Origin of the sequence: Microbacterium sp. SS28 (genome assembly GCF_022761035.1) — a bacterium.
In the GTDB taxonomy this organism is placed as follows: domain Bacteria; phylum Actinomycetota; class Actinomycetes; order Actinomycetales; family Microbacteriaceae; genus Microbacterium.
This window is the reverse complement of sequence record NZ_JAKWJP010000005.1, coordinates 258,794-281,778: the sequence shown is the minus strand read 5'-3', so window position 1 is coordinate 281,778 and position 22,985 is coordinate 258,794. Positions and strand designations below refer to the sequence as shown.

Genomic DNA, 22,985 nt, shown 5'->3' with positions numbered 1-22,985 from the left:
CGCAGGACCCCCGCCCTTCTTCGTGCCCGCGGGGCCGACCCGTGCGTCAGGACCGCGCGGCGGATGCCGGACCGGGGATGCGCAACGGCGTCGTTCCGGCGACCTCGTCGCTGAACTCCGCGGGGGTCACGACGCGCAAGGGGCGGGTCTCGTCGATCGAGAGGCGGAATCGTCGCGACTCGTGGCGGTGGACGCGGCCGGATGCCAGCATCCAGGTCGTCCCGATCGCGAAGGCCACGAGCGCGCCCGCGGCTCCGAGGAGGATCGCGACGCGCGGGCCGTACTGCGCCGCGACCCACCCGACGATGGGGGCGCCGATGGGCGTGCCGCCCATGAGGATCGCCATGTACAGCGCCATGACGCGGCCGCGCAGAGCCGGATCGGTCGTCGTCTGGACGTAGCCGTTCGCCGTCGTGAGCATCGTCACGACCGCGAATCCCGTGAACATGAGCGTCACGGCATACAGCCAGTACGTCGGCATGAACGCCGAGACCGTCGCGGCGATCGAGAAGAGCAGCGTCGCCCCGACGACGACTCGGATGCGCGCGCGGTCGCGGCGCGCGGCGGCCAGAGCGGCCACGAGCGAGCCGATCGCGAGGATCGAGCTCAGCAGGCCGTACCCGTCGGCCTGCTGCCCGAACTCGAGCGCCATCGTCGAGGCGAAGATCGGGAAGTTCATGCCGAAGGCTCCGATGATGAACACCATGGCGAACGTCACGATGAGGTCGGGGCGCTTGCCGACGTAGCGGAAGCCGTCCGCGAGGCGCCCGGAGCCCTGGCCCTTCGCTCGGGGGATGAGCTCGGCGGGACGGATGAGCGCGAGCGCGCCGATCATGGCCAGGAACGCGATGCCGTTGACGAGGAAGACCCACCCCGTGCCGACCGCGACGATCACGATGCCCGCGACGGCGGGTCCGATCATGCGGGCGCCGTTGAACGACGCGGCGTTGAGGGCGACGGCGTTCGACGCGTTCTCGCGCGCCACGAGGTCGGACACGAACGCCTGCCGGCTCGGATTGTCGAACGCCGCGACGACGCCGAGAGCGAGGGCGAACGCGTACATGATCCCGAGGGTCATGACGCCCGTGAGCAGCAGGATGCCGATGGCCGTGCCGAGCAGCAGCAGAAGGCTCTGTGTCAGGACGAGCAGCTTGCGCCGGTCGAAGCGGTCGGCGACCCACCCCGTCACGCCGACGAGGAGGAGGGGAGGCGCGAACTGCAGCGCCATCGTGATGCCCATGGCCCCGGCGTCGTTGTTCGTGAGCTCGGTGAGCACGACCCAGCTCATCGCCGTGTTCTGCATCCACGCGCCGATGTTCGAGACGAGCGCCCCGATGAACCAGACGCGGTAGTTGAAGACCGAGAACGAGCGGAACATCGCGCTCACAGTGCCACCACCGACTGCATGATCGCGGCGGCCCGTGTCAGCAGCGCACGGTCCTCGGCCGGCAGCTCGGCGAGGACGGTCACGAGCCACGCATCGCGGCGCCGGACGGTCTCTTCGACGACGGCGAGACCGGCATCCGCCAGCGCGATGTTCACCTTGCGCCGGTCGGTCTCGTCGGGGGTGCGGGTCAGGTAGCCCGACTCCTCGAGACAGTTGACGGTGCGATTCATGGACGGCGCCGAGACGCGCTCGCGCTCGGCGAGCTCTCCGAGCGTGTGCGGTCCGTGCACCTTGAGGGTCGCGAGAACCGCGAACTGGGCGTCGCTCATCGAGTCGATGGCCCGCTCCGCGCGGAGGCGGCGGGCGAGGCGGAACGTGGCGATCCGCAGTTCGGATGCTTCGGCGGCGAGCTCTTCGGTGTGGGCGTCGGTCTCGGGGGTCGCAGAAGTCGTCATCAGGATCGTTAGCCTAGCTCATTAGTTTGGCTAAGTAAAGCGAGTGGCGACCCTGTGCACAGGCGGGGGGCGCGGCATCCCGCGGCTCTAGACTCGTGCGCATGCCCGAGTTCACCGATGCGCACGGCATCGCGATCGTCTACGACGTCCACCCTGCCAAGCGCGAGCCGCGCGGCGTCGTCCAGATCATGCACGGGGTCGGCGAGCATTCGGGGCGCTACGGCGCGCTCATCGACCAGCTCACCGAGAACGGGTACATCGTCTACGCGGGTGACCTGCGTGGGCACGGGCGAACCGGCATGAAGCAGCACGGCGATGTCGAGAAGCTCGGACGCCTCGGCCCCGGCGGTGTCGGTGCGACGCTCGCGGCCGTCTGGCGCATCGCGCAGATCGCCCGCGAGGAGAACCCCGACCTCCCTGTCGTCGTGCTCGGGCACTCCGGTGGCTCGTTCCTGACGCAGAAGCTCATCAACGACCATTCCGAAGGGTTCGACGGCTTCATCCTGTCCGGCTCGGCCTACCGGATGCCCGGCTGGCTCCGCACGGGAGGTCACAACAAGCCGTGGGATTCGAACGAGTCGACGGGCGTCGAATGGCTGTCCTCCGACCCCGCCGTGGGCGCCGCATTCCTTGCCGATCCGCTCACGACCGACAAGTCGCCCATGGAGCTGTTCGGCCCCGTCGAGGTCGCGAAGATCTTCGGGCGGCCCCGCAGGAATCTCGCCCACGACCTTCCCCTCCTTCTGCTCGTCGGTCGTGAAGACACCGTCGGCGGACCCCGCAGCGTGCACAAGCTCGCCGACGCCTACCGGGCGCGCTCGGGGCTCACCGACATCACGACGCTCGTCTACCCCGGCGCGCGTCACGAGATCTTCAACGAGGTCATGCAGGCGGACGTCCGCGCCGACGTCATCGCGTGGCTCGACAAGCGCTTCCCGTCGCGGGACTGACACTTCGCCATTGACTCCCTGCGCAGGCATGCGCCATCCTGAGTCTTAGCGGTGTCGTGGGAGCGCTCCCACAGCCGTGCAGGACCGCCGGCGACGACGCGGGCGGAGTCGACGAAGACCCCCTGGAGCGACATGACCTCACCCCGATTCCGGCGTGCCCTCGCGGCCGCCGGAGCGGCCTCGGCGCTGGCCGCGGCATCCCTCATCGCCATCTCACCCGCACACGCCGACGACTCGGGGCTGCCCGGCTCAGAGCTGTACGCGAACCCGTTCAGCACGACCCTCGAAGCCGCACAGTCACTCAGTGGGCAGGCGCGCGCCGACGCGCAGCTGCTCGGCAGCATCCCTTCGGCCGAATGGTTCACGAAGGGCACGCCCGCCGAGGTCGAAGCCGCCGCGCGGCTCTACGTCGACCACGCCACCGCGGCGGGGGAGCAGCCCGTGCTCGTCGCCTACAACCTGCCCTTCCGCGACTGCGCGCAGTACTCGGCGGGCGGCGCGAAGGACACGGCGGCCTACGAGGCCTGGATCGACGGTCTCGCGGCCGGCATCGGCGGGCGGCCTGCGACGGTGATCCTCGAGCCGGACGGGCTCGGGATCATCCCCTGGAACACCGACATCAACGGCGGCGCCGAGTGGTGCAAGCCGGCGGAGCTCGACCCCGCGACCGCGGCATCCGACCGGTATGCGCAGCTCAACCACGCCGTCGACGCGCTCGGAGCGCTCGGCGCGACCTCCGTCTACCTCGACGGGACCCACAGCGGCTGGCTCGGCGTCGGCGACATCTCCGATCGCCTGATCAAGGCTGGCGTCGAACGGACGGCGGGCTTCTTCCTCAACGCGTCGAACTACGTCGAGACCGAGCGGCTCGTGAAGTACGGCACATGGATCTCGGACTGCATCAATCTGTCCGAGAAGTCGTGGTGGGAGCCTGGCTGGTGCGCAAGCCAGTACTACCCCGCCAACCCGGGCGACTTCTCGACGTGGGGCCTCTCCGACGCCGCCTACGACAAGGCGTACGCCGACACCGGCGTGGTGCGGGATGCCGCGGCCCAGGCGCACTTCGTGCTCGACACGAGCCGCAATGGGACGGGTCCGTGGGCGGGTCCCGCGGCGCCGTACACGCCCGGCGGCGACCCGGAGGTCTGGTGCAACCCGCCCGGACGCGGGGTCGGAGCGCAGCCGACGACCGAGACGGGCATCGCGCTCGTCGACGCGTACCTGTGGATCAAGGTGCCGGGCGAGTCCGACGGCAAGTGCTACCGCGGCACGAGCGGTCCGCTCGACCCCGAGCGCGGCGTCGAGGACCCCGCCGCGGGGCAGTGGTTCCCGGCGCAGGCGCGTGAGCTGATCTCGCTCTCCCAGCCGGCGCTCGCACCGCTCGCGTGCGAAGTGCACGTCGTGGGCACGAAGGTCGCGAAGGGCTTCATCGCTGCGATCACGGTGCGCAACAACGGCGCGACGACGCTCAGCCCCTGGACCGTCTCGTGGTCGTTCGGCGGAGCTCAGCAAATCACGAAGGTCGTCGGCGGCTCGTACGCGCAGAGCGGGGCGGATGTCACGGTGACTGCTCCGCGCGTCGCCTCGACCCTGCGGTCGGGCAAGACGACGGCGTTCGTCGTGACGGGCAAGGGTGCGGCGGACGAGCCGTGGCTGTTCCGTCTCAACGGAGCCGCCTGCACCTCGCGCTGATCAGGCCCGGAGGGCGCTCGCCGACGCGGCGGGCGCCCTCCGCACCACTCGCGGAGGGATCGGGGCATCCCCCCACCCGCTCCCTCCGCGACACCGATGTGTTGACAGAGGGGGACGGTCCCCACGCCCACTCCACGCACCGCTGGCGCGTTGCGCGGAGCCTCCGGGCGCGTGGGCCCGGCCGCGGCTCAGCCGCGTGCGCGCCGCCCCGCTGTGCGCGAGCCGCGGATCTCGGCGACCGTGCTGCCGGTCGTGAACCGCGGGCGCGCCGACTGGTCCTGACGCTTGGCGCCCTGCGACGAGCCGCCCTGCGTGCGCGCCTGACCCGAACGGGCCTGGCCGCCGGACTGCTTCTCGCCCGAGCGGGGCGTCGAGCCGTGGCCGCCCTGACCGCCCTGGCCGCCGCCCGAGCCGCCGCGGCGACGGCGCGCGCCGCCCGTGCTCTCGGCGGTCGAGCCGCCGGCCGCCTGGCCGTTGCCGCGTCCGCTGCCCGCGCCACGGCCGCTGCCGTGGCCGTTGCCGCGGCCCGAGCCCGCGCCGCCCGAGCCGGCGGGACGTCCGCCTCGCCCGCCGGAGTTGCGCTGGGCCTGGACCGGCTCCGCCGAGGGGGTGACGTGGGCCGCGGGCTCGCCGACGAGCTCGGACACCGTCGTGTGCGATGCCGTGACCGGCTCGAGCGCCGCCGAGACCTGAGCCTTGCGCAGGAGGTCCTTGACCTCGCCGCGCTGACCGTCGAGCGCCACCGTCACGACGACGCCCTCGGCGCCGGCGCGGGCCGTGCGGCCCGAGCGGTGCAGGTACGCCTTGTGCTCGACGGGCGGGTCGACGTGGACCACGAGCTCGACCTCGTCGACGTGGACGCCACGGGCCGCGACATCCGTCGCCACCAGCACGCGCACGCCGCCCTTCTCGGGCTGGGCGCCGAAGGCCGCGAGGTTGCGCTCGCGGGCGGGCTGAGACAGGTTGCCGTGCAGGTCGACGGCGGGGATGCCCGAGGCGGTCAGCTGCTTCGCGAGCTTCTTGGCCTGGTGCTTGGTGCGCGTGAACAGGATGCGACGGCCGCGGCCCGAAGCGAGGTGGCGCACGAGCGCCGTCTTCTCTTCGGTGCCGGCGACGACGAAGACGCGGTGCGTCATGACGCCCTGCGGGACGCTCGACTCGTCGACTTCGTGGCGCACCTCGTCGCGGAGGAACTTCTTCACGAGCACGTCGACACCGCGGTCGAGCGTCGCGCTGAAGAGCATGCGCTGCCCGCCCTGCGGCGTGGCGGCGAGGATGCGCGTGACACCCGGGAGGAACCCGAGGTCGGCCATGTGGTCGGCCTCGTCGAGGATCGAGATCTCGACGGCGCTCAGGTCGATGAGCTTCTGCTTCATGAGGTCTTCGAGGCGACCGGGGCAGGCCACGACGATGTCGACGCCGGCGCGCAGCGCCTGCTCCTGCGGGCGCTGGCTCACGCCTCCGAAGATCGTCGTGACGTTGAGGCCGGCTGCCTCGGCGAGGGGCGCGATCGTCGCCGCGATCTGCGTCGCGAGCTCGCGCGTGGGGGCGAGGACGAGTCCGCGAGGACGGCCCGACGTGCGGCGGGCCGCGTTGGCGTTCGAGAGGCGGGCGACCAGGGGCAGCGCGAAGGCGATCGTCTTGCCGGAGCCCGTGCGGCCGCGTCCGAGGACGTCGCGACCCGCGAGGGCGTCGGGGAGGGTGTCGCGCTGGATCGCGAACGCCTCGGTCTTGCCGTCGGCCGCGAGGACCGCGGCGAGGTTCTCGGGCACGCCGAGGGAGAGGAAGGAGGACATAGGGGTGCTTTCGTGAAGGCGCGCACACGGGAAGGTGCGCGATAGGTGGGCGACACGCGGCCACGGACGATGGGGCAGCGCATGTGTTCGCCGATCGAAAGGACGCCGCGGCTCAGAAGGCCGGAATCATGACGTCGACGCAGCGGCACAGGGGCCGCCCGCCCACTGTACCAGCCGTGGCATGTGGCTTCCTGAGTGCCGGGTCGCGGCATCCCGAAGCGTTCGGACAGGGGGGCGAGCGCGACGCGGGCGATGGCGCCTGAATAGGCTGAGGACATGCACGGCGAATACAAGGTGCCCGGCGGAAAGCTCGTCGTCGTCGACCTCGAGGTGCGGGACGGCCGCATCGCGGACTTCCACCTCGCGGGCGACTTCTTCCTCGAGCCCGATGACGCCCTGCTGGACATCGACGCCGCGGTCAACGGACTGCCTGTCGAATCGGATGTCTCGGCGATCGCCGCAGCCGTGCGCGCGGCGCTCCCCGAGGGTGCGCAGCTGCTCGGCTTCACGCCCGAGTCGGTCGGCACGGCGGTGCGCCGCGCGCTCGTGACGGCGCCGGGGTGGCGCGACTTCTCGTGGGAGATCGTGCACGAGAAACCCGTCTCGCCGCGGATGAACCTCGCCCTCGACGAAGTGCTCACGACGCGCGTCGGCGACGGCCGCCGCGCTCCGACGCTGCGGCTGTGGGAGTGGAATGAGTCGGCCGTCGTGATCGGCTCGTTCCAGTCGTTCCGCAACGAGGTCGACCCCGAGGGCGCGGAGCGCCACGGCTTCGACGTCGTCCGGCGCATCTCGGGCGGGGGAGCCATGCTCATGGCGGCGAACTCGATCGTCACGTACTCGCTGTACGTGCCGGCATCCCTCGTCTCGGGGATGACCTTCGCCGACTCGTACGCGTTCCTCGACGACTGGGTGCTGCAGGCGCTGCGCTCGCTGGGCGTCGAAGCGACCTATCAGCCGCTCAACGACATCGCATCGCCGCAGGGGAAGATCGGCGGCGCGGCGCAGAAGCGGCTCGCGAACGGCGGAGTGCTGCACCACGCGACGATGAGCTACGACATGGACGGTCAGGTCATGACCGAGGTGCTGCGGATCGGGCGGGAGAAGCTCAGCGACAAGGGCACCGCGTCGGCCGCGAAGCGCGTCGACCCGCTGCGCCGGCAGACGGGCCTGCCGCGCGCCGCCGTCATCGAGCGGCTCAAGGACACCTTCGCGACGCTCTACGCCGCCGTCCCCGGGCACATCTCGGACGAGGAGTACGCCGAGGCCGAGGCCCTGGTCGAATCCAAGTTCGCCACCGACGCGTGGCTGCACCGCGTCCCGTGAACGTCTCGGCCGACCCCGTCGAACCGGGCCGCGTCGAGATCCACGAGGGCGACAACCTCGAGGTCATCCGAGGCTTCGAGGCCGAGTCGTTCACCCTCATCTACCTCGATCCTCCGTTCAACACGGGGCGCGCGCAGTCCCGCGCGGTCGAGACGGCCCGCACCGCCGAGCCCGCCCCGGCCGCGGCATCCGTCGATCCTCTTGCTCGGAAAGGGACGGATGATCTCGACACACGCGCTTCGCGCGCACTCGATCCGGCGGCTGTCATCCGCCGCGGATTCCACGGGCGCGAGTACGAGCGGCTGCGCGGCGACCTGCGGGCGTACGACGACCGCTTCGACGATTACTGGGGCTTCCTCGAGCCGCGACTCCTCGAGGCGTGGCGGCTGCTCGCTCCCGACGGGACGCTGTACGTGCACCTCGACTACCGAGAGGCGCACTACGCGAAGGTGCTGATGGACGCCCTGTTCGGCAGGGAACGGTTCCTCAACGAGCTCATCTGGGCGTACGACTACGGCGCCAAGACGCGCAAGAGGTGGCCCACCAAGCACGACACGATCCTCGTGTACGTGAAGGATCCGGGCGGGTACTGGTTCGACTCGGAGGCCGTCGACCGCGAGCCCTACATGGCGCCGGGGCTCGTGACGCCCGAGAAGGCGGAGCGGGGCAAGCTGCCCACCGACGTGTGGTGGCACACGATCGTGCCCACGACGGGTCGCGAGAAGACGGGCTACCCGACGCAGAAGCCCGAGGGCATCCTGCGCAGGATCGTCCAAGCATCCTCGCGCCCGGGGGACCGCGTGCTCGACTTCTTCGCGGGCAGCGGGACGACCGGCGCCGTCGCCTCGGCGCTCGGGCGCGACGCCGTGCTCGTCGACGCGAATCCTGAGGCGATCGCGGTCATGCGCGCCCGGATTCCGCACGGCATCGAGGTCCGGCACGCCCGGGACTGAGTCCCATCGGCCGCGACACCTTAACTCGGCGCCGCGTTCGTTTCAAGATCTTCCGCAGGATGCACAGGCATCGCTAATCTCACGATCAGCCGCCGCCCCAAGCCGCGGCTCCACCGCCGTGCGGTGGAATCCGTGCTCGTTCCGCATGTCCATCCCACGAGGAGTGTCATGAGCCCTGTCCGTCGCCGTTCCCCCCGGACCTCTCGCATCTGGCTGACGGGCATCGCCGTCTCAGCCGTGCTCGTCGCGGGGGTCGCCGCTCCCGCGAGCGCACGCGATGTGGGAGACCTGACCCCGAGCGCCACGGCGACGGTGACGCGCGCCGGCGCGACCGAGACCGGCGCGAAGTCCGCGTCGGGCCGGCTCGCGAACAGCGATGCCGAGCTGCTCGCACGCTCGGACGCGGCGGTGACGCCTGTCATGGTGAAGGTCGACGTCGACCCGGTGGCCTCGTATGCGGGCGGGATCGACGGTTACGCCGCGACGAGCCCCGAGCTGACGGGCGTCTCGATCGCCGACGGGAGCGCCGCCGTCGCGAAGTACACCGCCTATGTGGAGCAGAAGATCGCCGACTCGCAGGCCGAGGTCGCGGCGCTCATCCCGGGCGTCAAGACGATCGACTCCTACGTCACGATCTACGGCGGCTACGCGATCGCGATCCCCGCCAACCGCGCCAAGGACGTGCTCAAGCTCGGCAGCGTCGCCGCCGTGCAGAGCAACGAGCTGCGTCAGATCGCGGAGGACACCGCGACGCCGACGCCCACCCCGGGCGAGACCACCGCGCCCGCGACACCGGCGCCCACCCCGAGCGCCACCGAGGCGCCGAAGGCGACACCGACGCCCAGCGCAACGCCGGACGCCGCCGTGCCCGAGACGAAGACGACGGCGCCCGCCGCCGACGTCGTGCTCCCGCCGACCACCCCCGCGCCGGATGCCGACGCGACGACCTTCATCGGCGCGGACGCCGTGTGGCCGAAGCTCGGCGGCCGCGACAAGGCCGGTCAGGGCGTCATCGTGGGTGTCATCGACACCGGGATCTGGCCGGAGCATCCCATGCTCCAGGACAACGGGATCCCCAAGCCCGCGGGCGGCCCCTGGGCATGCGAGTTCGGCGACGGCGACGTCGGCGCGGCCTTCGCGTGCAACGACAAGCTGATCGGCGCCTACGCGTTCCTCGACACCTACCAGGCCGTCGCACAGCAGCCCGCCGGTGCGGCGGACTTCTGCGCCGGCGCGGTGTGCTCGGCGCGCGACTCCGAGGGACACGGCACGCACACCGCGACGACCGCCGCGGGCAGCTATGTCGCATCGGCCGAGGTCTTCGGAGTCGATCGCGGCGCCATCAGCGGCGTCGCCCCAGGCGCGTCGGTCATCGCCTATCGTGCGCTCGGTCCGGCCGGCGGCTACGAGGGAGACCTCGTCGCAGCCATCGAGCAGGCCGTCGTCGACGGCGTCGACGTCATCAACTACTCCATCAGCGGCAGCGGCGACCCCTACGACGCGACGGAGCTCGCCTTCCTCGACGCCTACGCGGCGGGCGTCTCGATCAACGCCTCGGCGGGCAACTCGGGCCCCGGCCCCTCGACGCTCGACCACACCGGCCCGTGGACGACGACGGTCGGCGCTTCGACGTCCGACCGTGCCTTCACCTCGGCGCTCGTGCTCACGGCGGCCGACGGCACCACCTACGTCAAGCAGGGCTTCACGATCACGCAGGGCGTCACGGGGCTTCCCGTCGTGACGGCGGGGTCGCTCGGTGACCAGCTCTGCCAGACGGCCCTGCCCGCAGGGTCCGTCGCGGGCAAGGTCGTGGTCTGTGTGCGAGGCGGCAACGGCCGTGTCGCGAAGGGCTTCAACGTCCTGCAGGGCGGCGCGGCCGGCATGATCCTCATCAATCCGACGGCGATGGATGTCGAGACCGACAACCACTACCTCCCGGCGATCCACCTCGAGGGTCCGAACACCGACCTGCTCGCGTTCCTCTCGGCTCACCCCGAGGCCACGGCGACGTGGGCGCAGGGCGAGGCCACCGTCGCGCAGGGCGACGTCATGGCCGGATTCTCGTCGCGGGGTCCCGTGAGCGAGTTCCTCAAGCCCGACATCACGGCGCCGGGCGTGCAGGTCCTCGCGGGCCACACGCCGGCCTCGACCGACATCTCGACCGGCCCGAAGGGACAGCTCTACCAGGCGATCGCGGGAACCTCGATGTCGTCGCCGCACGCGGCCGGCGTCTCGGCCCTCGTGAAGGCGGCGCACCCGACCTGGACGCCCGGGCAGATCAAGTCGGCGCTCATGACGTCGTCGCTGCAGTCCGTCGTGAACGTCGACGGCGCGACATCCGGTGTCTTCGACCGCGGCGCAGGCTCGATCCGCGCGGATCGCGCCGTCGCGCCGGTGCTCACGATCAGCGAGTCGGCGGAGGACTTCTACGCCAGCGCGGACGATCCGTTCACGCGCGTCGATCTCAACATCCCGAGCGTCCTCGTCGATCCGCTTCCGGGCGCCGTCGCCGTGAAGCGCACGGTGACCAACGTCAGCGGCGTGTCGCAGACCTTCACGGTGAAGGCGAAGAGCGAGGCGGGACTCAAGATCACGGTGGTCCCCTCGACCTTCACGCTCGCGGCCGGCAAGTCGAAGGACCTCACGATCGTCCTCGACGGCATCAACGCCCCGGACGGCTGGCTCGAGGGTCAGGTAACGATCACTCCGAAGAAGTCGGGGCTGAGCGCGGTCGTGCTCCCGGTCGCCGTCGACGTCGGCGAGGCCCAGGTGTCGCTGACGCAGTCGTGCGATCCGACGACGATCGCGCGCGGCAAGACCACGACGTGCACCGTCGCGGCGACGAACTTCATGCCCGTCCCCGTGCCGGCGCGGATCGACGTGATCAACAACCCGCTGCTGCAGACGACGAGTGTCACGGCGCCCGCCACGAAGAAGGCGCTCGGAGCTTCGTGGAGCGGAACGCTCACACCCGCCCTGCCCGCTGCGATCGACAGCGTCGCGATCACGCCCGGAGGCTCGCCCGCCGGGTACATCCCGCTCTCGCTCTTCGGGGGAACGCTCGTGATCGACGACCTGGGCGACGAGGGCTTCGCGAACCTCAACGTGAGCGACTTCACGTACGGGTCCGAGGTCTTCACGAGCGTCGGAGTCACCTCGAACGGCTACCTCGTCGTGGGTGGGGCGACGTCGGCCGACGTCAGCTACGACCCCAGCACCGCGACGGGCACGGCCCCGCCGAACAACATCGTCGCGCCGCTGTGGACCGACCTCATCGTGGGCGGCGGAGCGGGTGGCCGTGTGCTCGCGAACACCCTCACGGACGGCGTGAGCGACTGGCTGGTCGTCGAGTGGGAGGACGTCCCGAGCTGGGGCGGCCCCGCCCTCAACACCTTCCAGGTGTGGATCGGCCTCAACGGCGTCGATGACGTGAGCATGACGTATCGCGACGACGCCGACCCCGGAACGGGCCTGGCCTGGTTCGTCGGAGCCGAGAACCGCGACGGCACGAGCGTCGGCTCGCTCGGCGCGCTGCCGGAAGCCGAGGACGAGGTGGCCGTGAAGCTCACTCCGCCGCTCGCGGGCGGCGCGGTCTCGTTCGACTACACGCTCAAGGGCCTCGTGAAGGGCACGTGGTCGTCGACCGTCACACTGCGGTCCGACGTGCTGCGCACGACGCCGATCGAGCAGGCGAAGATCACCGTCAAGTAGGGACACAGCAGAGAGGGAGCGGATGCCTCGGCCGAGCATCCGCTCCCTCTTCGCTCGTCGGTCTCCGGCTCAGTCGCCGTGGGCAGAGCGTCGCGGCGTCGGCGCCTCAGAGCAGCGGGCGCACGCTCGCGTAGCCGTCCGGGTCGATCTCGGGGGCGGTGCGCGGGCCCCCGAAGATGCGCGTCGCGCCGCCCGACCACGGCCTCCAGCCGGGGTCGCCCTCGCGGACGAACGCCGCGGCGGCACCGTGCAGCGCGTCGGCGAGGGGGCGCGGGGGAGCGTCGCCCGCGATCGCGGCCACGGCCGGGTCGTCGAGGCAGTCGAACCAGAACGGCACGTCGAGGCAGTGCAGCGCCCACGTGCGGACCGGCGAAGGCCACGAGAAGCGATACGCCCAGGTCGGGGCCTCGCCGCGTGCGTCAGCCACGCGCACGACGCCCGACCGGAAGACGTGGTCGGTGACGTACCGCCCCAGGACGGCTGCCGTGCCCTTGCGCCGCTGCGCGCGGTTGGCCGCGAGATACGCCTCGCGCCTATCGCGCGACAGTCCGGCGCGGGCGAGTGCGATCGAGGCGGGGACCACACGCAGGGCCCGCGGTGCCGCGTCGGTGACCATCGTGAACTCGTCGTCGGTCGTGCCGATCACGAGGGGCTTGTCGGCGCCGACGCCCGCCGTGATCGACGCGAGCGTCGGCTGGGTCACGATGTCGCCGTCGAGCGTGGGGCCCCACGCGAGGCCGTCGTCGAGCAGTCCCCGCATCGCAGCGGCGGGGTTCTGCGCGTCGGGGCGGGCCGCGGCATCCTGAAGCTCCTTCAGACGCTCCTCGCGGACCGATGCGAAGCCCTCACGGGTCGGCGCGACGCCCGCGAGGTTCGCGAGCTTGGCCGAGATCGTGCGGGCGCGCTCGGCCGGCACGTCGACGACGGCGGGCGAGAGCGCCCACACGGCGTGGAAGAGGTGCTGCGCGGCGGGCAGGCCGAGGAGCGTCAGCACGGCCCCGCCGCCCGCGGACTGTCCCGCGATCGTGACGCGGCCGGGATCGCCGCCGAACGCGACGATGTTCGCCTGCACCCACTCGAGCGCCGCGAGCCAGTCCCGCACGCCGCGGTTGCTCGGCGCTCCCGCGATGCGGCCGAACCCGTCGAAGCCGAGCCGATACGAGATCGAGACCGTCACGATGCCGTCGCGGTTGAAGGCGCGGCCGTCGTACCAGGGGCTCGCGGGCGACCCCGAGACGTAGCCGCCGCCGTGGATGTAGACGAGCACGGGGAGCAGGGCGTCGCGCTCGCCGGGGCGGGGCGTGAAGACGTTGACGTTGAGCGTCGACTCGCCGGGAACCGACGGCTCGGGGATGAGGGTGATCCCGGTGTCGCCGCGCTGCGCCGTCGCGCCGTGCTCGAGCGCGTCGCGCACCCCTTCCCACGGTTCGACCGGCACGGGCGCGGCGAACCGCAGGTCGCCGGTCGGCGCCTGCGCGAACGGGATGCCGAGGAACGCGGCCGATGCCCCGAAGGCGCCGGGCTCGCCGCGCCAGAAGCCGCGCACGCGGCCGGGTGCGATCTCGACGACGGGCTGGGTCGGGTCGCTCACGATTGCGGGTCCTTCGGGGTCGCGTCCGGGTCGAGGGCGTCGAAGAGAGCCGACACGTGCGCGGCCATGTCGATCTCGGGGTCCTGCATCCACTGCAGCTGCAGCCCGTCGGCGACCGCCTGGAAGATGCGGGCGAGCATCTCGGGGTCGACGCGATCGCTCAGGTGTCCTTCGGCCTGCCGCTGACTCAGCGCCGCGATGAACGTCGATCGCAGGTTGGCGCCCCGCTCGAGGAAGTACCGGTGGGCCGGATGCTGCGGATCGGCCGCGTCCACGGCCATACGCGAGAAGAGCTGCACGAGCCCGGGCACTTCGGCGTTGTGGCGGACGATGCCGACGAACCCCTCCTGCAGGGTCTCGGAGTCCACGACGGTGTCGGGGCTCGCGGGATCGCCGAACTGGCGCGCATCGACTTCGTCGCGCTTGCGGAGGATCTCGGTGAAGAGCTCCTCCTTGCTGTCGAAGTAGTGGAGCAGTCCCGCCTGACTCAGTCCGACGGCATCCGCCAGCTCTTTCACGGATGCTCCGCGGTACCCCTCGCGTGCGATCACCTCGAGGGCGCGCTCGAGGATCTCTTCGCGTTTTGCCACGCCCTTGGCGTAGGCGCCTCTTCGTGCCATGAGACGAGTAAACCGAATCCTGCTTGCGATTCCAAAACCAAATGTCATAAGGTTTTTCTGCGCATCCACGGAGGATGCCGGAAGGAACACCGACAATGACGTCAGAACAGCCCGTCGCCCCCGCCGACCAGGTCGCCCCGATGACCAAGAACACCTTCGTCGCGACGGCCTCGGGCAACGACGATCCGCCGCCGCCCGTCAAGGGTCTGCGACGGCTGATGTGGTGGATCATCCCCGCGAACCTCGGAGTCTTCCTGATCTGGGGCGCCGTGCCGGGCATCCTCCTTCCGCAGCAGATCGCGCTGCAGTTCGGCGACGAGAACAAGGTCGCGACCTTCACGATCGTCGCGACGATCGGAGCCTTCGCCGCGATGCTCGCCCAGCCGATCGCGGGTCAGATCTCGGACCGCACGCGCTCGCGGTTCGGCCGCCGCGCACCCTGGATCCTGCTCGGCGCGCTCGCGGGCGGGCTCGCGCTCGTCGGCCTCGCCTTCGCCGCCTCGGTCGTCGGGATCGTCATCGCGTGGACGCTCGTGCAGGTCTTCTTCAACGTCGCGCAGGGACCGCTGTCGGCCGTCATGCCCGACCGGGTGCCGCGGGGGCGCCGCGGGACGTTCGCCGCGCTCTCGGGCGTCGGCCTCATGGTGGGCGCGCTCGGCGGCTCGATCATCGCGTCGTTCTTCTTCCACAGCATCACGCTCGGCTACGTCGTGTTCGCCGTCATCGCGCTCGTCCTGCTGAGCATGTTCGTCGCGTTCAACCCCGACCACTCGAGCGCCGAGATGGCCAAGGAGCCCTTCAGCTTCGGCGACTTCCTGCGCACGTTCTGGGTCAACCCGGTCACGCACCCCGACTTCTTCTGGGCCTTCACGGGCCGCCTGCTGCTCTACACGGGCTACTTCGCCGTGACGGGCTTCCAGCTGTACCTGCTGACCGACTACTTCCACGTCGAGGCGCCCGAGACCGTCATCCCGATTCTCGGACTGCTGAGCCTCGTCGGCATCATCATCTCGACTGTCGTGTCGGGTCCGCTCTCCGACCGGGTCGGCCGCCGCAAGCCCTTCGTCTTCGCCTCGGCGGCCGTCGTCGCGCTCGGCTTCCTGCTGCCGTGGATGTGGCAGGACCTCACGGCGTGGGTCATCATGACCTTCATCGCGGGCTTCGGGTTCGGCATGTTCCAGGCCGTCGACACGGCGCTCATGAGCGAGGTGCTGCCGTCGGCCAAGTCGTTCGCGAAGGACCTCGGCATCGTCAACATCGCGGCGACCCTTCCGCAGACCCTGGCCCCCGGCGTCGCAGGAGCCATCGTGCTCGCCTTCGGCTATCAGGCCCTCTTCCCCATCGCGATCGTGCTCGGAATCCTCGGCGCCTTCGCCGTGTGGCCCATCAAAGCGACCCGCTGAACCTCCCCTCGAAAGGAAACGAAATGACCGACACGACACTCACCGGCTCCGCGGCCTCCGTCGCCGACCTCACCGCCTTCGAGAAGGCCGCACTCACGAGCGGTGAGAGCTTCTGGCGCACCAAGGCCGTCGCCGGCATCCCCTCCGTCATGCTGACCGACGGTCCGCACGGACTGCGCAAGCAGCGCGAGGGCGGCGACCACCTCGGCATCGGCGACAGCGTCCCCGCGACGTGCTTCCCGCCCGCGGTCGGCCTGGGCGCATCGTGGGACGTCGACCTCGCGCAGCGCGTCGGCGAGGCGCTCGGCGTCGAGTCCTCGATCGAGGATGTCGCGGTGCTCCTGGGCCCGGGCATCAACATCAAGCGCTCGCCGCTCTGCGGCCGCAACTTCGAGTACCTGAGCGAGGACCCCATCGTCTCGGGCGTGCTCGGCGCGGGCATCGTGCGCGGCATCCAGTCGCAGGGCGTCGGCGCGTCGCTCAAGCACTTCGCGGCGAACAACCAGGAGGAGGACCGCATGCGGTCGAGCTCCGACGTCGACCCGCGGCCGCTGCGCGAGATCTACCTGCGCGGCTTCCAGCGCGTCGTCGAGGACGCCCAGCCGTACACCGTCATGTGCTCCTACAACCGCATCAACGGCGTCTTCGCGTCGGAGGACCCGTGGCTGCTGACCCGCGTGCTGCGCGACGAGTGGGGCTTCGAGGGCCTCGTCGTCTCGGACTGGGGCGCCGTCAACGATCGCGTCGAGGGCCTGAAGGCCGGCCTCGACCTCGAGATGCCGGGCAACGGCGGGCAGACCGACGCGAAGATCGTCGCGGCGATCGCGTCGGGAGATCTGGACGAGGCGGTGCTGGATGCCTCGGCCGAGCGCATCGCGACGCTCGCGACCCGCTGGGCCGCCGCCCCGCGCGTCGAGGGCCCGCTCGACGTCGACGCGCACCACGCGCTCGCCCGTGAGGCGGCCGGTCGCGCGATCGTCCTGCTGAAGAACGACGGCGCCGTGCTGCCGCTCGCGCGCGACGCGAGGATCGCCGTCATCGGCGCGTTCGCCGAGAAGCCGCGGTACCAGGGCGCGGGCTCGTCGATGATCCACCCGACGCGCCTCGACGACGCACTCACCGCGATCCGCGAGATCGCTCCGGATGCCTCGTTCAGCGCGGGCTTCGGACTGTCGGCCGACGTCGACCCTGCCGAGACCGCGCGCCTGCAGGAGGAGGCCGTGGCCGCGGCATCCGTCGCCGACGTCGCCGTCGTCTTCGCGGGTCTGCCCGCGCGCCTCGAGTCCGAGGGCTACGACCGGGAAGACATCGACCTTCCCGCCGACCAGCTCACGCTCATCGAGGCCGTCGTCGCGGCCAACCCGCGCACCGTCGTCGTGCTCTCCAACGGCTCGGTCGTCGCGCTTCCGTTCGCGGAGCGCGTCCCCGCGATCGTCGAGGCATGGCTGCTCGGCCAGGCCGGCGGCTCGGCGACGGCCGACGTGCTCTTCGGCGACGTCAACCCGTCCGGCAAGCTCACCGAGACGATCCCGCACCGCCTCGAGGACACCCCCGCGTTCCTGAACTTCCCCGGCGAGGACGGCCACGTCCGCTACGGCGAGGGCCTGTTCGTCGGCTACCGCTGGTACGACGCGCGCCGCATGGACGTCGCGTTCCCGTTCGGTCACGGACTGTCGTACACGACGTTCGCGTACGGGGATGCCGCTGCCGTGGTCGACGCGGACGGCGACGTCGAGGTCTCGGTGACGGTGAGGAACACGGGCGACCGCGCGGGCCGCGAGGTCGTGCAGGTCTACACGTCGCTGCCCGGCTCGGCCGTGCAGCGCGCGCCGCGTGAGCTCAAGACGTTCGCGTCTGTCGCGCTCGAGGCGGGGGAGTCGCGCGAGGTCGTCCTGACCGTCCGCCGCGCCGACCTCGCGTACTGGCACGTCCGCGCCGACCGCTGGGTCGTCGAGGGCGGCGACTACACCGTCGAGGTGGCGGCGTCGAGCCGCGACATCCGCTCGTCCGTGTCGGTCACCGTCGAAGGCGACTCCGTGTCGCTGCCCCTGACCCGGGAGTCGTCGCTCGGCGAGGTGTTCGCGCACCCCGTCGCGGGGCCCATGGTCAAGGCCGCGATGACCGGCATGGCGCAGATGATGGAGGGCGCGACGTCGATCATGCCCGAGGGCGTCTCGATGGAGAAGATGATGAACTCGTTCCCCATCGGCCGCATCGGCATGATGTCGGGCGGCGAGGTCTCCGCCGAGATGCTCGACGGACTGCTCGCGATGGCGAACGCCCCGCAGGCCTGATCTGATCCGGGTGCGGGCGTTTCGTCTCGTCGCTTCGCTCCTCGCTCAACGACCGGAGATCAACCGGTCGTTGAGCGAGCGAAGCGAGACGAAACGCGTCAGCTCTTGACGAAGGCGAGCAGCGCCTCGGTGACCTCGTCGGCGTGCGTGACGAGCAGGCCGTGCGGCGCACCCTCGATCTCCACGTACGTCGCGTCGGGCAGGAGGTCCTTGAAGCGGCGTGCTGTCGCGTCGATCGGGAGGATGTTGTCCGCCGTGCCGTGCAGGATGAGCGCAGGAACGTCGACCGTGGGGATGTCGGCGCGGAAGTCGGTCGGCCACGTGAACGGCGCGGCGCCGAGCGCGTAGTTGCCCGCGTGGTTCGCGACCTGCACGCTCGCGTCGACCGCCGCCTGCGAGATGCGCGAGCCGAGCGTGTCGTCGAGGTTGTAGAAGTCCTTGAAGAAGCCTTCGACGAACGCCCAGCGGTCTTCCGCGACGGATGCCGCGATCCCGTCGAAGAATTCCTGGGGCGCCGCTCCCTCGGGGTTCTCGTCCGTCTTGAGCAGGTAGGGCTCGAGCGACGCGAGGAAGGCGGCCTTCGCGACGCGCGCGCTGCCGTAGTTCGAGATGTAGCGTGCGACCTCGCCGGTACCCATCGAGAAGCCGACGAGGATGACGTCGTTCAGGTCGAGCTGGGTCAGGAGCTTGTCGAGGTCGGCGGCGAACGTGTCGTAGTCGAAGCCCGAGCCGACCTTCGTCGAGGCGCCGAAGCCGCGGCGGTCATACGCGATGACGCGGTAGCCGGCCTTCAGGAGCGCGGCGGCCTGCTTGTTCCACGACTCGCCGTTCAGCGGGAAGCCGTGGATCAGGACGACCGGCTGACCCGAGCCCTGGTCGGTGTAGAAGAGGTTGATGTCGACCGAGTTCTCGGTTCCGACGGTGATGTGCGACACGTTCCACCTGTTTCTGCCGAGCCTGGGGGATGGCCTCGACGTGTCGACACTAGGAGCGCTCTCACGCGACGCGCCAGGGGTTGCGCCGAGTGTTGCGAAGTGGGTCATCAGGCGTTGGCCTGGCGCACGCGAGGTCGCGCGATCACGATCCGCGAGCCGGCCGAGGGGTCGTGGGACCACGTTCTCCGAGCCTGCCGAGGGGGCGTCCCGAGGAACGACGCTTCGGCAGGCTCAGCGACCGCGGAACCGTCAGGCGTCGCGGCGGGCGCCCTCGGAGGGCGTGACCGTGAAGATGTTCGGAGCGCCGAAGCCCGCCTCGGCGAAGGCTGCCGTGACGGCATCCCGAACCGCGTCGACCTTCTCGTGCGCGACGAGTGCGATCGCGGCGCCGCCGAAGCCGCCGCCCGTCATGCGCGCGCCGACGGCCCCCGCGGCGAGCGAGGCCTCGACTGCCGTGTCGAGCTCGGCGACCGAGATCTCGAAGTCGTCGCGCATCGACGCGTGCGAGGCGACGAGGAGGTCGCCGATCGCGGTCGGTCCCTCGGCGCGCAGCGTCGCGACGGTGTCGAGCACCCGCTGGTTCTCGGTCACGATGTGGCGCACGCGGCGGAAGGTGACGTCGTCGAGGAGCTCCTGGGCGCGCGGGAGGTCGTCGACGCCGAGGTCGCGCAGTGCCGGCACGCCCATCGTCGCGGCGCCGAGCTCGCACGAGTCGCGGCGCTCGCGGTAGCCGCCCGTCGAGTGCGAGTGACTGACCTGCGTGTCGATGACGAGCAGCTCGAGACCCGCGGCCGAGAAGCCCAGGTCGACGACCTCGGCCTCGAAGGAGCGGCAGTCGAGGAAGATCGCGGCGTCGGCACGGCCGAGCATCGAGGTCATCTGGTCCATGATCCCGGTCGGGGCTCCGACCGCCTCGTTCTCTGCCTTGCGGCCGATCTTGGCGAGCGCCACGCGGTCGAGGCCGAGACCCCACGTGTCGTTGAGGGCCGAAGCGACGGCGCCCTCGATCGCGGCGGACGAGGACAGCCCGGCGCCGACGGGCACATCGGACGCGATGGCGAGGTCGACGCCCGCGGGAGCGGCATCCGTCCCCTGAAGGATCGCCCAGGCGACTCCGAGGGGATACGTCGCCCACTCGGGCACCGTCTCGCGAAGCGCGGGGAAGTCGAGGTCGGCGATCGCGACCTCGACGACCTGCGTGTCGAACGTCGAGGCGACACGGATGACGGCGTCATCGCGCGTGCCGAGTGCGACGAAGGTGCGGTGCTCGATCGCGAACGGGAAGACGAAGCCGTCGTTGTAGTCCGTGTGCTCGCCGATGAGGTTCACGCGGCCGGGCGACGACCAGACGCCGTCGGGCTCGCTGCCCGTCAGGTCGGTGAAGAGGGCGCGGGCGGCCGCCTGGGGGGATGCGGTGGTCACAGGGATACTCCTTCGACGGCTTCGCGCAGGCGCGCGGCCGAGGTCTCGGGCGGGACGTCGCCGATCCAGGCGCCCATGGCGGCCTCGGATCCCGCGAGGAACTTGAGCTTGTCGGCCGCGCGGCGCGGGCTCGTGAGCTCGAGGTGCAGGCGCGCACTGTCGCGGCCGGCGCGTACGGGCGCCTGGTGCCACGCCGCGATGTAGGGCGTGGGGGAGTCGTACAGCGCATCGACGCCGCGCAGGAGGCGCAGGTAGAGGGGTGCGAGCTCGTCGCGCTCGGCATCCGTCGTCTCGGTGAAGTCCGCGACGTGCCGGTGCGGCAGCAGGTGCACCTCGAGCGGCCAGCGCGCCGCGAACGGCACGAAGGCGGTCCAGTGCTCGCCCTGCAGGATGACGCGCTCCGAGCCGCGCTCGAAGTCGAGGATGCGCTGGAACAGGTCGGGCGCCGTGCGGTCGATCGCGTCGAGCAGACGCGTCGTGCGGGGCGTGACGTAGGGGTACGCGTAGATCTGGCCATGCGGGTGCGGCAGCGTCACGCCGATCGCCTCGCCACGGTTCTCGAACGGGAACACCTGCTCGACGCCCGGCAGCGCCGAGAGCGCGGCCGTGCGATCGGCCCACGCCTCGATGACGGTGCGGGCGCGCGTCTCGCTCAGCGTGCCGAAGGATCCGGCGTGCTCGGGGCTGAAGCACACGACCTCGCAGCGGCCGACGCTCGTGCGCGTGCGTCCGAGGCCGAGTGCGTCGAGGTCGTCGAGCCCGCGGGGCGGGTTGACGGCGGCGGGAGCGTCGCCGTGCGCCTCGGCGAGGGCGGGTCCGAACGAGGGCGACTTGTTCTCGAACACCGCGACGTCGTAGAGCGAGGGGATCTCGCTCGGGTTCGTCGGCGTCTGCGGCGCGAGGGGGTCGAGCTCGGCGGGCGGCAGGAACGCACGATTCTGGCGCGCGGCCGCGACCGAGATCCAGTCGCCCGTCAGGACGTCGAGCCGCATCGTCGCGGTGTCGGGGCGCGGGTCGAGCGTGCGCGCGTCGACGCTGCGCTCGGCGCCGAGGGTCGTGCCCGGGTCGTCGAAGTAGATGAGTTCGCGACCGTCGGCGAGGCGGGTCGGACGCTTGACGACGCCGGCACCGAGGGTCTGGGCGGACGAGGTCTCGCCGATCTGCATGTTCACGTCAACATGGTACGTCGGGGACCGTGTTATCGTCAACATGCAGTTATCCGGAACGCGTGGAGGCGGCGACACATGGCACACGACCCCATCGAGGACCCTGAGCGACTCGAGCGGCGCGCCGAACGGGTCCGCGAGGCGGCGACGAGTCGCGCTCGGGCGGGGAACCGCTCAGGACGCGTGTCGATGGCGGATGTCGCAGCCCTCGCGGGCGTCTCGGGGCAGACGGTGTCGCGCGTCGTGAACGACAGCCCCCGCGTCGACCCCGTGACGCGCGCCAAGGTCGAGTCGGCCATGGCCCGCCTCGGCTACCGTCCCCACCGCGCCGCCCGCGCGCTGCGAACGGGTCGCACGCAGACGATCGGCCTCGTCGCCTCGACGCTCGCGACGGTCGGCAACTCCCGCATGCTCCAGGCCGTCGCCGACGCCGCCGCCGCCCGCGGCTACGCCCTCGTCGTCGTGACCCTCGGCGACGGCTCGCACGTGCGCGCCGCGTTCGAGCGCCTGCGCGACCAGGGCGTCGACGGGGCGATCGTGCTCAACGAGGCGACGGACCTCGTGCGGGATGCCGCTCCCGCCGCCGACCTCGCGCTCGTCGTCGTCGACTCCCCGCGCGACGAGCGCTTCGGCGTCGTCGTGACCGATCACGCGGGCGGGGCGCGGGCGGCGACCGAGCACCTGCTGGGCCTCGGGCATGCGACCGTCCACCACGTCGCGGGGCCCGTCGGGTCGTTCGCGGCCGCGGAGCGCGAGCGCGGCTGGCGTGACGCGCTCGCCGCGGCGGGGGCCGAGGTGCCCGCGCCCGCGCGCGGCGACTGGACCGCGGCATCCGGAACCTTCGCGGGCGCCGCCCTCGCAGCCGTCGACGAGGTGACCGCGGTGTTCGCGGCCAACGACCAGATGGCGCTCGGCGTGCTGCGGGCGTTCGCCGAGAGCGGGCGGCCGGCGCCCGACGCCGTGAGCGTCGTCGGATTCGACGACGTCGCGGATGCTGCCGACTACCGTCCGCCCCTCACGACGGTGCGGCAGGACTTCGACGCCCTCGGCGAGCAGGCCCTCGCGCGGCTCGTCTCGGCGATCGAGGACGGCGGTCAGCCCGCGTACGACGTCATCCCGACGCGCCTCGTCGTGCGCGCGAGCACCGCGCCGCCCTGACCTGGGGCGGGGTCGCGGACTCTGGCGAGTCGCCAGGATCGGTCGAGCGGGACGGGACGCAAGTTCTGGCGAGTCGCCAGGATCGGTCGAGCGGGACGGGACGCAAGTTCTGGCGAGTCGCCAGGA

The 22,985-nt window shown here is 71.3% G+C and carries 16 protein-coding genes; 8 read left to right on the top strand and 8 right to left on the bottom strand.

Going from position 1 to position 22,985, the window contains the following annotated elements; genetic code table 11:
• Positions 1-46 precede the first annotated feature (46 nt).
• Both MJ607_RS15370 and MJ607_RS15365 read right to left on the bottom strand, forming a co-directional pair.
• The gene (locus tag MJ607_RS15370) at positions 47-1,378 is read right to left on the bottom strand and encodes an MFS transporter (RefSeq protein WP_243076708.1); all 1,332 of its coding nucleotides are present in this window, start codon (positions 1,376-1,378) and stop codon (positions 47-49) included.
• 5 nt (positions 1,379-1,383) lie between these two features.
• Positions 1,384-1,842, bottom strand: coding sequence for a MarR family winged helix-turn-helix transcriptional regulator (locus MJ607_RS15365; protein ID WP_243076477.1), 459 nt, complete (start codon positions 1,840-1,842; stop codon positions 1,384-1,386).
• 101 nt (positions 1,843-1,943) lie between these two features.
• Here MJ607_RS15365 and MJ607_RS15360 point away from each other — a divergent pair, with 101 nt between their 5' ends.
• Together MJ607_RS15360 and MJ607_RS15355 are read left to right on the top strand one after the other, a co-directional pair.
• Positions 1,944-2,792, top strand: a complete 849-nt coding sequence (locus MJ607_RS15360) for an alpha/beta hydrolase (protein WP_243076476.1) — start codon at positions 1,944-1,946, stop codon at positions 2,790-2,792.
• A 132-nt stretch (positions 2,793-2,924) separates the two neighbouring features.
• Positions 2,925-4,484, top strand: coding sequence for a glycoside hydrolase family 6 protein (locus tag MJ607_RS15355; protein WP_243076475.1), 1,560 nt, complete (start codon positions 2,925-2,927; stop codon positions 4,482-4,484).
• A 188-nt stretch (positions 4,485-4,672) separates the two neighbouring features.
• Here MJ607_RS15355 and MJ607_RS15350 read toward each other — a convergent pair whose 3' ends face one another.
• Positions 4,673-6,280: a DEAD/DEAH box helicase gene (locus MJ607_RS15350; protein ID WP_243076474.1), complete on the bottom strand. Its 1,608-nt coding sequence runs from the start codon at positions 6,278-6,280 to the stop codon at positions 4,673-4,675.
• 276 nt (positions 6,281-6,556) lie between these two features.
• Between MJ607_RS15350 and MJ607_RS15345 the strand changes: the two genes are divergently transcribed.
• The 3 genes from MJ607_RS15345 to MJ607_RS15335 all read left to right on the top strand — a co-directional run bounded on the left by MJ607_RS15345 (position 6,557) and on the right by MJ607_RS15335 (position 12,270).
• Positions 6,557-7,606: a biotin/lipoate A/B protein ligase family protein gene (locus tag MJ607_RS15345; RefSeq protein ID WP_243076473.1), complete on the top strand. Its 1,050-nt coding sequence runs from the start codon at positions 6,557-6,559 to the stop codon at positions 7,604-7,606.
• On the top strand, positions 7,585-8,559 hold the full coding sequence (locus tag MJ607_RS15340) for a site-specific DNA-methyltransferase (protein WP_243076472.1): 975 nt from the start codon (positions 7,585-7,587) through the stop codon (positions 8,557-8,559). Before MJ607_RS15345 ends, MJ607_RS15340 begins: the two co-directional genes overlap by 22 nt.
• Positions 8,560-8,727: 168 nt before the next feature.
• Entirely contained in the window at positions 8,728-12,270 is a 3,543-nt protein-coding gene (locus tag MJ607_RS15335; protein ID WP_243076471.1) for a S8 family serine peptidase, read from the top strand.
• Between the two features lie 106 nt (positions 12,271-12,376).
• On the opposite strand, the gene MJ607_RS15330 is transcribed toward MJ607_RS15335, so the two are convergent.
• Both MJ607_RS15330 and MJ607_RS15325 read right to left on the bottom strand, forming a co-directional pair.
• Entirely contained in the window at positions 12,377-13,861 is a 1,485-nt protein-coding gene (locus MJ607_RS15330) for a carboxylesterase/lipase family protein (protein ID WP_243076470.1), read from the bottom strand.
• Positions 13,858-14,481 (bottom strand): TetR/AcrR family transcriptional regulator, encoded by a 624-nt coding sequence (locus MJ607_RS15325; protein ID WP_243076469.1) that lies wholly within the window; start codon positions 14,479-14,481, stop codon positions 13,858-13,860. The genes MJ607_RS15330 and MJ607_RS15325 overlap by 4 nt, the downstream gene beginning before the upstream one ends.
• 95 nt (positions 14,482-14,576) lie before the next feature.
• On the opposite strand from MJ607_RS15325, the gene MJ607_RS15320 reads away from it, so the two are divergent.
• Positions 14,577-15,884 carry an MFS transporter gene (locus MJ607_RS15320; RefSeq protein ID WP_243076468.1) on the top strand — a complete coding sequence of 436 codons (1,308 nt, stop codon included), beginning with the start codon at positions 14,577-14,579 and terminating at the stop codon, positions 15,882-15,884.
• A gap of 23 nt (positions 15,885-15,907) precedes the next feature.
• Positions 15,908-18,178, top strand: coding sequence for a glycoside hydrolase family 3 C-terminal domain-containing protein (locus MJ607_RS15315; RefSeq protein ID WP_243076467.1), 2,271 nt, complete (start codon positions 15,908-15,910; stop codon positions 18,176-18,178).
• Between the two features lie 98 nt (positions 18,179-18,276).
• Here the strand turns inward: MJ607_RS15315 and MJ607_RS15310 are convergent, their stop codons facing one another.
• From MJ607_RS15310 to galT, 3 genes are all read right to left on the bottom strand, one after another.
• Positions 18,277-19,113: an alpha/beta fold hydrolase gene (locus tag MJ607_RS15310; protein WP_243076466.1), complete on the bottom strand. Its 837-nt coding sequence runs from the start codon at positions 19,111-19,113 to the stop codon at positions 18,277-18,279.
• Between the two features lie 249 nt (positions 19,114-19,362).
• Positions 19,363-20,535 (bottom strand): galactokinase, encoded by a 1,173-nt coding sequence (galK, locus tag MJ607_RS15305; protein WP_243076465.1) that lies wholly within the window; start codon positions 20,533-20,535, stop codon positions 19,363-19,365.
• Positions 20,532-21,701 (bottom strand): galactose-1-phosphate uridylyltransferase, encoded by a 1,170-nt coding sequence (gene galT, locus MJ607_RS15300; RefSeq protein ID WP_243076707.1) that lies wholly within the window; start codon positions 21,699-21,701, stop codon positions 20,532-20,534. The genes galK and galT overlap by 4 nt, the downstream gene beginning before the upstream one ends.
• 189 nt (positions 21,702-21,890) lie before the next feature.
• Between galT and MJ607_RS15295 the strand changes: the two genes are divergently transcribed.
• Positions 21,891-22,859, top strand: a complete 969-nt coding sequence (locus MJ607_RS15295; protein WP_243076706.1) for a LacI family DNA-binding transcriptional regulator — start codon at positions 21,891-21,893, stop codon at positions 22,857-22,859.
• Positions 22,860-22,985: the final 126 nt, after the last annotated feature.